The following is a 13,002-nucleotide window of genomic DNA, read 5'->3' as shown; positions in this document are numbered from 1 at the left end:
AGCAAGCGCCAAATGCCCAAGGCGCACCATCGATAAGATGATGCGCCTTGGTTGGTAAGTTCAAAGCTTGGATCAAGCGAGTATCAGGGGATCACGCATAAAACGGTGATGCCATATCAAGACTGGCGGCTTCGGTTATTGCGGCGTCAAAGACGCGGGTATAGAAGGCGGCGTTAAGCGCCTTTGCCTCGCCCGGGAAGTAATCAATGGCAAAGCGCGTGGCATTTTCAATCGTATCAAAGGCATAAAAACCGCCCGGTGTTCCGGTATGTAGGCCACTAAGCCAGGTTTTCGACAGCAAACCCGGTTGCTGTTTCAAAACCGGGTTAAAATCACGCCACGGACCATTATCAAATGGCAAAACATGAAGCTGCACCTCGGTATAGACATAGGCCCCCGGTTTTGCTTTCGGGGTCGCACCGTAATGCACCGAATTCATATCGACACTGGCTTCTTGTGTCGCAACCGCATCAAACACGCGGGTGGTCTGGGCAACGCCGAAATTGCGGGCTTCGGACGGGAAATACCCCGTCACGAATGCTTGCGCATTTTCAACCGTGTCAAAGGCATAAATACCGCCGGCCGAATTGTTGCCGACACCCGAAAGCCAGGTTTTGTTAAGGAACCCGGGCTGCTTTTTGATCGTATCATTGATCGCCTGCCAAGGAACTTGGTCGAACGGGGCGGAAATTTGCAGTTCGGTATAGACAAAAGCGTTCTGTGACATGGGGGTGGTTCCTGTTTGTGATGCGGATGCGTGGTGCAAAATCGATGGTGCGATAAAAGCAGATCCGGCCAGTGCGATGCCGGTGGTGGCACGTTTCAAGAATGTCCGTCGGTCCGGATGGACGACGGTGGCGGCGGGCAGCGTTTGGTTTTGGTTGGGATCGATTGTCATGTGTGTGATCCAGGAAGTTAAAAATATAACGTACGTTATATAAATGAATGATCGACAATTTGTGTCCTGTCAATTAAAAATATAACGGTCGATATATTTTGAGGATCCCATGGTCAAAAATCAGACGCGCAAGGAAGAAACCCGCCGGAACATTCTTGATGCTGCAAGCCGCGGTTTTCGGGCAAACGGCTTTGCCGGTGTCGGGGTAGACGGGATTGCCAAGGCGGCAAATGCAACATCCGGTGCGTTCTATGCCCATTTCGGGTCAAAGGATGGTGCGTTTCGGGCCGCCCTTGATCTTGGCTTGGATGAAGTCATTGATGGCGTGCCGCGTTTTCAGCGCGATTATGGCGATGGCTGGACCGATGCCTTTATCGACTATTATCTGGGCCGGGCCCATCGCGATGATGTGGCGTGCGGCTGTGCCATGACCAGCCTGTCACCCGAAATTGCCCGCGCCGATGATGAAACCCGCACTTTATATGATCGGAAAATGCAAACAATCGCCTCCCTGATTGCCAAGGGACTAAGCCAGTTCCCCAAGGATCAGCAACTTGCCAAGGCATGGGCATTTTTGGGGATCTTGATTGGCGGGCTTACGATGGCGCGCGCCATGCAGCACGATGACGCGGTAAATGGCGTATCAAACGCGATTAAAACCGCGGCGGCGGATTTGCTTAAGGCTTAAGGGCTGCCGATTGGATGAGATGATCAAAGACACGTTCACGATATGCATATAACGGTTGAACGTTCGGGAAGTTCAACCGTTATATGCCGGCTGGGTGAGAATCTGACGTACTCGAAAACAAAAACGGCGCCCATTTGGACGCCGTTCCGATTTGATTATCCGTCGTCAAATAATCAGAAACGCTTGATCAATGCAAAGCGGATATTGTGTGACATGAAATCAGCGTCATAGTCGAAATCCGGATTGCTTCCGGTGTTAAGATACCCAGAGCCATCTACAATGCCTGGATAATAGCTGAACAGATAGTCGCCGCGCAGGACCCAACCGTCATCAAGCTGATATCCTGCACCAATGCTGGACGACAGGCCGAGTACGGTCTTTGTGTCGCTGAATGACAGGCTTTCTGCATTGTCACGGAACTTATGGGTTGTTTTAAACCGGCTTATGGACGGCCCAAAAGACGCATGGAACAGATAGTTATCAACTGCGTAGCCAATCTTTGGACGCAGGCTAAATGAAAAGTCGCTTTCGACTTTCAATTCGCTGCTAAACGCATTGGCGTTGGTGTTGTAAATACCATTGATTGCTTCCGTTTCGGAAAAGGACATGAGGCCGAAATCGCCTTCAAAACCGTACACGATATTGCCCGATTGGAAGTCGTAACCAAAAAGGGCGGCAGCGGTGACATCTAGGTCTTCAATATCTTGATTCAGGAGCGGGTTAAGCTGACCTGGATCGCTGCCAGTATTATCATCCACGAAATAATCGTTTACCAGCGCACGAGAATCAGGCATTGCCGCGCTATATGCGCCACCAAGTGCAAACCCGCCATACATTCCCTGCCAATTTGCAGTTTCATCGGCGAAAGCAACAGCTGTGAAAGATGTGCTGCTGATAGCAGCCGTGAAAATGGCGGTGAGTATCGCTGTAGAACTACGCACTTACATTCCTCCTGAATTGGCGTTTTAGCTAGCTTCGACGCAGATAAGCATTTGATGTATAAGTATACTTATACATCAGTAGTGATCAAAGCAAGTCAGTAGTTGAGAAGTTATCAGGGGAAAACTGCGCAGAAGTGCAGAAGATATGATTCACCGAGGGAGGGGGCGAGTTACGTCTCGATTGCGGGTTCCTGAAGCTGCAATTCGCGGGCGATGATCACGGCCTGTGTACGGCTGTGGACTGAAAGCTTACGCAAGATGGCAGAAACGTGGGCCTTTACCGTTGCTTCGGTGACATCAAGCTCATAAGCAATCTGCTTGTTCAGCTTGCCTTCGGTCAGCATGTTCAAAACGCGAAGCTGCTGCGGGGTAAGCTGGCCGATTTTTTCAGCCAACCCGGTGGCGACATCATCGGCCGGGCCATTTTCCATGGCTTCGCGGGCCCAATCAGGCATCCACATGCCACCATCCAGAACGGTTTTAACCGCAAGCCCGATCTGATCAACCGGGGCGGATTTTGGCACGAATGCCGATGCGCCATATTCAATCGACCGGCGGACAACCGGCATTTCCTGACTGGCCGATACAATCGATACCGGAAGGTCGGGATAAGACGCACGCAGGGTAAATAACCCGGTAAAACCGTTCATGCCCGGCATATGCAGATCAAGCAGGACAAGGTCAATTTCGCCTTTATGGGCTTCGATCTGCTCGACGGCTTCGAACAGGCTTCCGGCCTCATAGACTGTCACGTTATCCAGTTCTGTAGATAATGCCTGCTTAAGCGCGCCACGAACAAGTGGATGGTCATCAGCGATCAGAATCTGGAACGTTTCGGACATTGGCGATTTCCCCCTGGAAGTTATGTTCCCTGACAGGTCGCAATTATTCTATCCCGATCAATCGGAACTCACAAATTTTTAAGGTGAGAAATGTTGGGATAATTTGTTTTATCTCGGATGCGACCCGAATTGCGTCCGACTGCACAGTGCTATATTTGTTTTGGAAACTGGCAGAAGGAGTGAGGGAAACCAAAGATCACTCTCGCCCCACGAAATGTGAAACTTCGGCCCCCCTCGCGCCACCGTTTGGGAGTATGCCCACTAAAATCGGCGGCGTAAACTCCGCATTTGAGGAAAAATGAAATTTATCCTATCAGTTAAATGAATGACCGAAATTCAGTTCTGACAAACGACACTGCGCTGCAATATTGGCGATTTTATACAATCCGTTCCAAAACCGCGCAGCCCAAGGGAAAAAGGACTTAGCAATGTCTGAACAGCCGAACGTGATTCACCGTAAAGACTATAAAGAACCTGACTTTTTTGTAGAAAAGGTCGAGTTGATTTTTGATCTTGAACGGGATGTCACAAACGTCAAATCACGGCTTTTTATGGCTGCGAATCCTAAATCCGGGACGGGAAAGGGCGACGAAGTTTTCCTTCATGGCGAAGACATGAAACTTCTTTCCGTGTCATTGAACGATACCCGTCTGGCATCAAGTGATTTTAGCGTTGATCAGGAAGGTTTGCGGTTTCGCGCACCGGGTGAAACATTCATCGCCGAAATCGAAAACCAGATATCGCCCGCCGACAATACCCGGCTTGAAGGTCTGTATGTGTCGCAAAGCGCGTTCTGCACCCAGTGCGAAGCAGAAGGTTTCCGGCGCATCACCTATTTCCAGGACCGCCCGGACGTCATGGCGACCTATCGCGTTACGATCAATGCGGATAAGGCAAGCTGCCCTGTCTTGTTGTCAAACGGCAACCTGGTTGACAGTGGCGATCTTGACGGCGGGCGTCACTTTGCTGTGTGGGAAGATCCGTTCCCCAAGCCATCCTATCTGTTTGCGCTGGTGGCAGGTGATCTTGCTGTTGTCGAAGACAGCTTTAAAACCATGTCGGGCCGCGATGTTGCGCTGCGTATTTTTGTCGAACATGGCAATGAAGACCGCTGCGGTTACGCGATGGATAGCCTGATCCGGTCGATGAAATGGGATGAAGAGGTCTATGGTCTGGAATATGACCTTGATCTGTTCAATATCGTTGCCGTGTCGGACTTCAATATGGGCGCGATGGAAAACAAAAGCCTGAATGTGTTTAATGCCAAATTTGTGTTGGCCAGGCCCGATACCGCGACCGACACGGATTATGAGCGTATCGAATCCATTGTTGCGCATGAATATTTCCACAACTGGTCGGGCAACCGGGTGACCTGTCGCGACTGGTTCCAGCTGTCGCTGAAAGAAGGGCTGACCGTTTTCCGCGATCAGGAATTTTCCGCTGATCAGCGCTCCCGCCCGGTTCAGCGGATTAAAGATGTTGCTGCTTTGCGTGCGGCGCAATTCCCCGAAGATGGCGGGCCGCTGGCCCATCCGGTACGCCCGGACAGCTATATGGAAATCAACAATTTCTATACCGCCACGGTCTATGAAAAGGGTGCCGAGCTGATCCGGATGATGCATACGCTGCTCGGTCCGGATGGCTATCGTAAGGGGATTGATCTTTATTTCGATCGCCATGACGGGCAGGCCGTGACCTGTGATGACTTTGCCAAGGCCATGGAAGACGCCAATGACATGGATTTCACCCAGCTCAAACTTTGGTATGCACAGGCAGGCACGCCAAAACTGACCTGGCAGGGAACCTATGACGCCGATGCCAACCAGTTCCGTCTGACCGTGTCGCAGAAAACCGATCCGACGCCGGGGCAGCCCGATAAACATGCCCTTCATATGCCGATTTCAGTCGGGCTTTTGGGCGCGGATGGTTCTGATCTGGTCGCCGAAACGGTCGAGTTGACCAAAGATTCTCAGGAATTCGTCTTTGACGGTGTGTCGGAAAAACCGGTTGTGTCATTTAACCGTGGTTTTTCCGCCCCGGTGAACATCATGACCGACCAGCCTGATGACGAACTGCTGTTTCTGATGGGGAATGATGCGGACGCCTTTAACCGTTGGGAAGCCGGGCAGAAATATGCAACGCGTCTGATGCTGGCCGCCATTGCCACATGGGAAGAAAACAACGGTGATGCGGATATGGCCCTTGATGGCTTGGGCGAAAGTGCCGATGCCTTCATCGCTGCCATGCGGGCAACGCTTTTGAACAACGATCTGGATAAGGCGTTCCGTGCCGATGCCCTTGTTCTGCCGGGTGAAGAATTCCTCTCTGAACAGCGTAAACCCGCCAACCCCGAAGCCATCCATCAGGTGCGCACCGCCTTGCGCAAGCGCATCGGGCTTGGTTTGGTCGATGATTTCGCCAATACCTATCATCAGAACGCGTCAAACGCGGCCTTTACCCCCGATGCGCTGTCTGCGGGCCAACGTGCACTACGTGCAACCGCCCTTGGCTATCTGGTGGCAACGGGTATGGGCCAATATGCCGACCTGGCAGCAGAGCAATATAAATCTTCGGATAACATGACCGATCAGATGGCGGCTTTGTCGGTGCTTAATCATCTTGATCATGCTGGTCGCGAAGAAGCCCTGGCTGATTTCGAAGAACGCTTTGCCAAGGACGGTGTTGTTTTTGATAAATGGTTTGCCCTGCAGGCGATGTCATCACGTGATGATACCTTGGCACGGGTCAAAGATTTGATGAGCCATCCGGCCTTTACCATGCGCAATCCCAATAAAGTCCGATCCCTGATCGGGGCCTTTGCCATGGGCAATCCGCGTCATTTCCATGCCAGGGATGGATCGGGCTATGCGTTCTATACCGATCGTCTGATCGAACTTGATGACATCAACCCGCAGGTCGCAGCACGCCTGTGCGCGCCGCTTGGCAAATGGGCGAAATATGATAAGGGCCGTGCAAAAATGATGAAGGCAGAACTGGACCGTATTCTGGCCAAGCCTGAAATCTCGCGCGACTTGTATGAAATCGCCTCGAAATCTGCGGCAAGTTGATCTCAAAAACCAGCGTGTAGAGGGCTTGAAAGTCAAAGGGCGGCATCATATCGATGCCGCCCTTTGTGTATTCAGATTGTTGTGATCGGCTTGATCAGGTCAATTTCATGCGGTCGCTGAACTCCCGCATGCGATTTGAAAGATTCCGCGCCATCTCCGAAAGCTGGTGGCTGGCCGTGTTCAGGTCATGGGCATTACGCCCGGTTCCCTGCGCACCGTCATTCACGAACCGGATCATTTGGTCCATGGATCCGGCACCTTCTGCAATACGCTGAACATTTTCGGAAATCTCGCTGGTCGCACGACGCTGTTCATCCACCGACTGGGTGATGGTCGACTGAATGTCATTAACCTGATGAATAACGTCACCGACCGTGCTGATCGAATGGGCGGCTTTCTGCACTTCTTGCTGAATAGCTGCAGTCAGATCGCCAATCTGGCCCGTCGCACTTGCCGTTTGATCGGCAAGCGATTTGACCTCGTTGGCAACCACGGCAAAGCCTTTGCCAAGTGGTCCGGCACGTTCGGCTTCAATTGTCGCGTTAAGGGACAGAAGCTTGGTGCGATGCGCAATGTCGTTGATCAGATCAATGATCGACCCGATCTCGGAGCTTGCCTTTTCAAGCGATCCGATATTGCGCTGACTTTCTTCGGCCTCCATTTGTGCCCGTCCGGTCACACTTGATGCCTCGGATGCCTGACGGTTGATCTCGGCGATCGAGGATGAAAGTTCTTCGACCGCGGTGGCAACGTTCTGGGTGTTTGACGCGGCTTCTCGCGAAACATCCAGCGCACTGCCAGAATGCTCGGCTGTACTTTCCGACTGTCCTGTCAATTCACTGGCAAGGCTCAGCAGACCTTCGGATTGCTCGGTGACTGATTGCGCCACACGGGCAACCTCGACCATCATTTCAGATACGGCAATGCGGCTTTCTTCGCGTTCAGTGACCGCATTCCATGCCAACATGGTGCCCAGTAAAACATTGTCCTTGTCGCGTACCGGGGCTGCCAGAATATCAAGGTAATCCCGGTCGGTCTGGATGACGTCGCTAAAGGGCAGGTTGGCCGGATTGGCAAGCTTTGCCTGGAAATCCGCCCCAAGTTTCAGGAAGTCTTCTGATACCGAACCGACTGTTCCGCCGACATATTCCTGCGCACTGGCATTAAGGTAACTCAACTTGCCATCGGGCGAGATCAGTGCGGTCATGGTCGGGGTGTTTTCAACCATGTTTTGCAAGATCAAGGCCTGACGCACGGATTCACGAAGCGCGATCAGGGCCTTTTTCATTTCCCCGATTTCATCATTGCCAACCTTTGGCAGATTGACATTGGTGTCGCCTTGGGAAATCGATGTCATGGCACGGGCAAAACCCCGCAGGTTTCTAAACACCGTGCTGCGCAACAGAACCCAACCAGCAATCCAGACGGCAATCAACACGCCAACCAGAATTTCAATTGAAAGGGTTCTCAGACTATCTGTCTGGTCATAGAAATCCGAAATGTCACGGTCAAATCGTGCTTCGGCCCAGACACCACCCCGTCCATCGCTGATGGTGACATCAACGGCAGCACGATGGGTTCCCGCAGCAGGTGTTTTGGGCGCATCGGTTACGGATGTGCCCGCATCGGCTTGGCCTTCGGCACTTTCATCGGGCTCAGAAACTGCAACGCCGCCTTCTTCGGCAGCACCATCTTCCAGGCTTTCAAAAAGAACAGCACCGGAATTATCAAGGATCTGGAAGTTGCCCCCCAAAACCTTACCAATGCCTGCCAGGGTTGGCAGCGGATCGGTAATGATTTCCAGAAAACCAACAGCACGAAACCCGCCAACGGGCAGGACCAAGCTAAAGACCGGACGACCATCCGGGGTCGACCACATAAAGCTTGCCGGTTTGCGGGCTTCGCCCTTGTCGCGGCCCATCAAATAGGCCTTGATTTCCGGATCGTCTGTAATGCTTGAACCCAGATTGGCTTGGGATGTGGCAAGTTGATTGAATTCCTGATCATAGGCAACGGCCTCGATCAGGTTGAGATCCCCCTGAACCACTTCACGCGCATTCGACAGAATGTCGAGTTCGGCCTTCATGCGCGTCTGGTCATTTTCCTGATAACTTTTAACCAGACTGCCAAGCCGCGACCATTCATTGGCAATCGGGGTGATTTTATCGCCATAGTCGGTCGCAACCCGCGATCCGACAAAGAAATTAACCGTTCCGCTGACGGAATTGTTCAGTGTTTCAACGGCAAAGTTCCGATAGGTGTCTCCCGTCCAAAGAAGCATCCATGTAACCGCACCTGAAACCAGTAACCCCGTTACAAGCAAAATCCGCCGTAACGTCAGAAGGCTGGCAGCGCCTTCCGAAATAGCCGTCTTTGCGGCTTTGTCTCCCGTCATATGTATCACTCCAGAGCAAACCGTTTTTTTGTTTATCAGTTGTCTCGGCGCTGCGCTCCCGCACACCTCTACTTCTCAAGAGTAGTTTCCTTGATCCAAACAGAGCTTAATTCGGAAAACAATCTTTTAGTTGCGGAATTCGTCCAAAACCTGCGGGAAATGCAGAAAATAATCGTGTGTCTTGCTCGTGCAGTTCTTGCTTAAGTAGCAAGGTTTGGGCGGGGTTGACGGGCAGTGGGTTGAAGTTAACTGAAAAAATTATGCGAATGTGTGTGATAATCGTTTGCAATTGCAATTTTGATGCTCTATGACTGTCCTTGTCAAACGCAGACGGCAACGTCGTTTGCGACCGGTCTTCAGGCTGACATGGCGTGCCTGTTGACCATTTATCTTCGGGACTCTCTCTCCCCGAAGGTCGATCTCTCTCACTCGAGGGGACTGGTATCCGGTTTATTGTGCGGGACAATGCCGGAAAACATACCAGTCCCCCTTTTTTTATCCCGATCCTCCCAATGACGATCCCACTAACCCCAAACTGCTTTATCTTGCCGTGATGCTGCCTTGTGTCCGGGCAGGTTCTTCTTCGGCGGCAATTTTGCGGGCTGTCACAGGGTACCGGGGCGATTATTGCTGCCGGTCGTCTTGACACATTGTTCCTGATTGAATGGCTTTAGCGTTTTATAAACGTGCTGGCGGTTACAAAATGACAATAGCAATGATGTCGTGAAGGATGGTCAAGTTCATGGTTGGCGAAGACCAAACCAATAAACCCGATCTAACAGCGTCTCCAGATCAGGCTTCTGAACCGGAAGCCCCGCAAAAGGACGCACCGCTGCCTGCCTTTATATATGGGCGCGACGGGCATGATGGTTCGGGGCGCGGTGGCCCGAATTCACGGGATCGGCAAAACTTTAATGCACGGATAGCTGATATGGATCGTAAAACCCTTCTTGGCCTGGTAACGGGCGCAGGCATGCTTGGGCTGGTATTGTTCTTTGCCGGGATGTTGGTGGGAGCAGGCCTGTTTATGGATTCCAATGATGCGTCGCCAAGTGCATCACAGGAAAAGGCCCCGGTTGAAATGTTGGCAACCGCACCGGAAGAACCGGTTGCGATGACCGAACCGATGCCACAAGCAGACGCGCCAAAACCTGAAATGGGCATCAGCGACACCAGCACCGACCCGGTTGGCGATCTGATTGCCCAGCGCAGTGCCGCTCTTGGCGATGATGCGGTCGAGGCGGCTGAAGATACTGCTGCGGAAACGGCTGATGAGCCCGCCGAAGGTGCCAGCGAAATGGCAGCACCCGATGGCAACACCGATAAACCGGCGATCTCTGCACCGGAAATTCGCGATACTTCAAATGCAGCTGCAGCACCGGACGCACCGGCAGTCGACGAACCTGCCACGGCGGAGCCTTCTGAGGTGGCAGAATTAACGGAGGCTCCCGAAGCGGACGAGCCAAAGGCGGCTGAGCCCGAGAAGACCGAAACAGTGGCAAAAGCTGTCGAAGCACCCAAACCGTCGGCGGCTGAAACCGTTACGGACAGCACGTCTTCGGCCGATACTCCGTTTTCTGTTCAGGTCGGCGCCTTCAAGGTCCATGAAAATGCCAGCCAGCGGGCCGAAGAATTGCGCAAAAAAGGCCTTCAGGTTGCTGTCGTGATCCGGGGTCCTGAAGACGAAACAGCTTGGTATTATGTCCGTATCGGAAAATACGCCACCTCGGAACAGGCCCGCGATGGTGCTGCCAAGATTAAAAAAGACCACGCCCTTGATGGCTTTACCGTTCGCGCAGAACCCAATGACCGCGAAGTGAACTGATTGCAGCTCTTTGCACTTTGGTGTGTGAGGGAACGATCTGAATATATGACCTAGGACGGGGCGGTGCAGGGATGCGCTGCCCCGTTTTGCTTTGCGACGGTGCGGTTCGGGGTTGATGCTGTCGGTGGAATTGTCGATTTTACCGTCATCGGGTTTGTTTTTGCGCCCGCTTTACGGCATTCTACTTGCCATCACTCGGCAAAGGCTTTAGGCGGTAGGCCCTATACGCAAATTACAGGCAGTCTCAGGATCCTGATGGCTGTCACGCAAGACAGGATGGCTGGCAAAACATGAGCACGCACGCGGATTTCCCCAATCTCCATATTCTTGATCACCCGCTGATTCAGCATAAGCTGAGCCACATGCGCAAAGTCGATACATCGACCAAAACCTTCCGCCAGTTGCTCAAGGAAATTGCGCTTTTGATGGGCTATGAGATCACCCGTGAGCTCCCCGTCAGCTATGAAGACATTCAGACCCCGATCTGTGCGATGAAGGCACCGATGATTCAGGGCCGTAAACTTGCTGTTGTGCCAATCCTGCGTGCGGGTTCTGGCATGGCCGATGGCCTGATTGAATTGATGCCATCCGCCCGTATCGGTCACATCGGTCTGTATCGCGACCCGGAAACCCATATGCCGGTTGAATATCTGGTGAAACTGCCGGAAGTCGAAGGCCGGACCTTCATCCTTGTCGACCCGATGCTGGCAACCGGGAATTCGGCGGTGGCTGCCATCGATACGCTCAATAAATATGGCGTTGCGGATAAGGATATCCGCTTCATGGCGCTGGTTGCTGCCCCGGAAGGTGTCAAAGTCTTCCAGGATGCGCACCCGGATGTTCCGATTTACACCGCGGGTCTCGATGAGAAGCTTAATGAAAAAGCCTACATCGTTCCGGGCTTGGGCGATGCCGGTGATCGACTATTTGGCACGCGCTAAACAGCTCGTTACTGCGTAATCTGGTCATGAAAAAGGGTGCCATTTGGCACCCTTTTGTTTTTTGCGTTTTGACGGGATGATCGGGATCAGCCTTTTGGCGATACCGTCACATCGACAACGGATCCGGCGAACGAGCCGCCACTCAGCTTGATGGTGGCAACGCGATTTTCCCGGTCATAAACCATGACGGAAATATCGGCACGCACGACAGTCACCTTGCTCCAGCCAAAGTTTGGCATTTCGCGTTCGTAAAAATCATACATCTGCGCCTGTGAGCCACCGGAATTCAGCACAAGCCGTCCATGCCATGCATCGGACGCACCGAAGATAATGCTTCTATCCATATCGAGTGACGAATTGGATGGCATTGGAATATCGGTAAACTGTGTAAAGGCCGGAGCCGGCTGACCACCTTTGCCATCGCCATTAGGAGAACCTGTATTGCCCACCAGGTTCGTCCCCGAACACCCGGCAAGTGAAAGTCCCGCAATTGCAGCAGCACATATAAGATATTGTCGCAGTCTCATCATCTTCCTTCGGTCCCCTGATGCCCATTGTAATACGGGGGCATGGATATCTCGCCCTATCATCGGGCGATAATGTAAAGGAAAGGTTCACATATTCGCTTTTGCACCATTTTGTTGCCCACGCCAAGTACCTATGAAGGGCAGATGAATAAAGAGTCTGGAGGATACATATATAATAAGTCCGCATCGATCATGCGGCATTGCACCAAGCCATCGGTCTGAGCCTACAGACTTGGCTCTGTCGGGGCGCTCGCTGATCTCAGATTATCCCATATTCGGGGGCAGGGGCCGAATCACTTGCACCTTATCGAGATTAATTACGTGTGATCTGGCTGGCCTGAATTCCCTAATCCCCTGCGATCCGCCCGGTTTTTCAACCAAGGGTCCGGCATTTGCAGAAGTCAGGGTGTTGTGGTTGGATGGGGCAAAATGGTTAGGTTATTGAAAATCAACGAATTTTGTAAAAAACGGGATTAAATGCACTTTTTTCGGAAAAAGGTATTTACAGGTTTGGATTAGGGCCCTATAACCCGCCTCCACCGACGGGGTGCGGCGCTGCGATGTGGCGACGCGGACTTGAGGTTCCGGAGCTACGGTTTCGGTAGAGTTCTTTGACATTGTTGATCAGTAGGAAGGGATGCGCGGGCAGCGTTATGGCGCAAAAGTCTGTGCATCCTGGAGACGACGGACCTTTTGGTTAAGATTGAGGCTTTGGCTTTGATTGAGATTGATTGGTTTGTGGTAACCACCAAATGAATGTGCAGACGTTAATTTTTAGAGTTTGTCTATGAGACAAGCTTGGATTGAACATGAGAGTTTGATCCTGGCTCAGAACGAACGCTGGCGGCAGGCCTAACACATGCAAGTCGGACGAGAA

The 13,002-nt window shown here is 52.3% G+C and carries 9 protein-coding genes and 1 rRNA gene (1 of these 10 running past the window's edge); 5 read left to right on the top strand and 5 right to left on the bottom strand.

Annotation, left to right across the window (positions count from 1 at the left end):
* Positions 1–91: 91 nt before the first annotated feature.
* Positions 92–898 (bottom strand): YdhR family protein, encoded by an 807-nt coding sequence (locus ACQ0MK_RS08950; protein WP_430475716.1) that lies wholly within the window; start codon positions 896–898, stop codon positions 92–94.
* A gap of 109 nt (positions 899–1,007) precedes the next feature.
* Here ACQ0MK_RS08950 and ACQ0MK_RS08945 point away from each other — a divergent pair, with 109 nt between their 5' ends.
* Positions 1,008–1,586, top strand: a complete 579-nt coding sequence (locus ACQ0MK_RS08945) for a TetR/AcrR family transcriptional regulator (RefSeq protein ID WP_430475715.1) — start codon at positions 1,008–1,010, stop codon at positions 1,584–1,586.
* Between the two features lie 173 nt (positions 1,587–1,759).
* Here the strand turns inward: ACQ0MK_RS08945 and ACQ0MK_RS08940 are convergent, their stop codons facing one another.
* Both ACQ0MK_RS08940 and ACQ0MK_RS08935 read right to left on the bottom strand, forming a co-directional pair.
* Positions 1,760–2,527 (bottom strand): outer membrane protein, encoded by a 768-nt coding sequence (locus ACQ0MK_RS08940; RefSeq protein ID WP_430475714.1) that lies wholly within the window; start codon positions 2,525–2,527, stop codon positions 1,760–1,762.
* Between the two features lie 170 nt (positions 2,528–2,697).
* Positions 2,698–3,369, bottom strand: a complete 672-nt coding sequence (locus tag ACQ0MK_RS08935) for a response regulator (protein WP_430475713.1) — start codon at positions 3,367–3,369, stop codon at positions 2,698–2,700.
* Between the two features lie 428 nt (positions 3,370–3,797).
* On the opposite strand from ACQ0MK_RS08935, the gene pepN reads away from it, so the two are divergent.
* The gene (gene pepN / locus ACQ0MK_RS08930; protein ID WP_430475712.1) at positions 3,798–6,437 is read left to right on the top strand and encodes an aminopeptidase N; all 2,640 of its coding nucleotides are present in this window, start codon (positions 3,798–3,800) and stop codon (positions 6,435–6,437) included.
* Between the two features lie 94 nt (positions 6,438–6,531).
* On the opposite strand, the gene ACQ0MK_RS08925 is transcribed toward pepN, so the two are convergent.
* Complete coding sequence (locus tag ACQ0MK_RS08925) at positions 6,532–8,832, bottom strand: methyl-accepting chemotaxis protein (protein WP_430475711.1); 2,301 nt, start codon at positions 8,830–8,832, stop codon at positions 6,532–6,534.
* Between the two features lie 730 nt (positions 8,833–9,562).
* Here ACQ0MK_RS08925 and ACQ0MK_RS08920 point away from each other — a divergent pair.
* Entirely contained in the window at positions 9,563–10,657 is a 1,095-nt protein-coding gene (locus tag ACQ0MK_RS08920; RefSeq protein ID WP_430475710.1) for an SPOR domain-containing protein, read from the top strand.
* Between the two features lie 290 nt (positions 10,658–10,947).
* Positions 10,948–11,598, top strand: a complete 651-nt coding sequence (gene upp / locus ACQ0MK_RS08915) for a uracil phosphoribosyltransferase (protein ID WP_350043523.1) — start codon at positions 10,948–10,950, stop codon at positions 11,596–11,598.
* 86 nt (positions 11,599–11,684) lie between these two features.
* Here the strand turns inward: upp and ACQ0MK_RS08910 are convergent, their stop codons facing one another.
* Positions 11,685–12,128: a hypothetical protein gene (locus ACQ0MK_RS08910; protein ID WP_350047356.1), complete on the bottom strand. Its 444-nt coding sequence runs from the start codon at positions 12,126–12,128 to the stop codon at positions 11,685–11,687.
* Positions 12,129–12,930: 802 nt separating this feature from the next.
* Here ACQ0MK_RS08910 and ACQ0MK_RS08905 point away from each other — a divergent pair.
* A 16S ribosomal RNA gene (locus ACQ0MK_RS08905) occupies positions 12,931–13,002 on the top strand; it runs 1,428 nt beyond the window's last position.

The organism is Thalassospira lucentensis (assembly GCF_050516545.1).
Taxonomy (GTDB): Bacteria; Pseudomonadota; Alphaproteobacteria; order Rhodospirillales; family Thalassospiraceae; genus Thalassospira; species Thalassospira lucentensis_C.
Note: the sequence above shows the minus strand (reverse complement) of the source record. Positions and strands in the feature narration are given on the sequence as shown.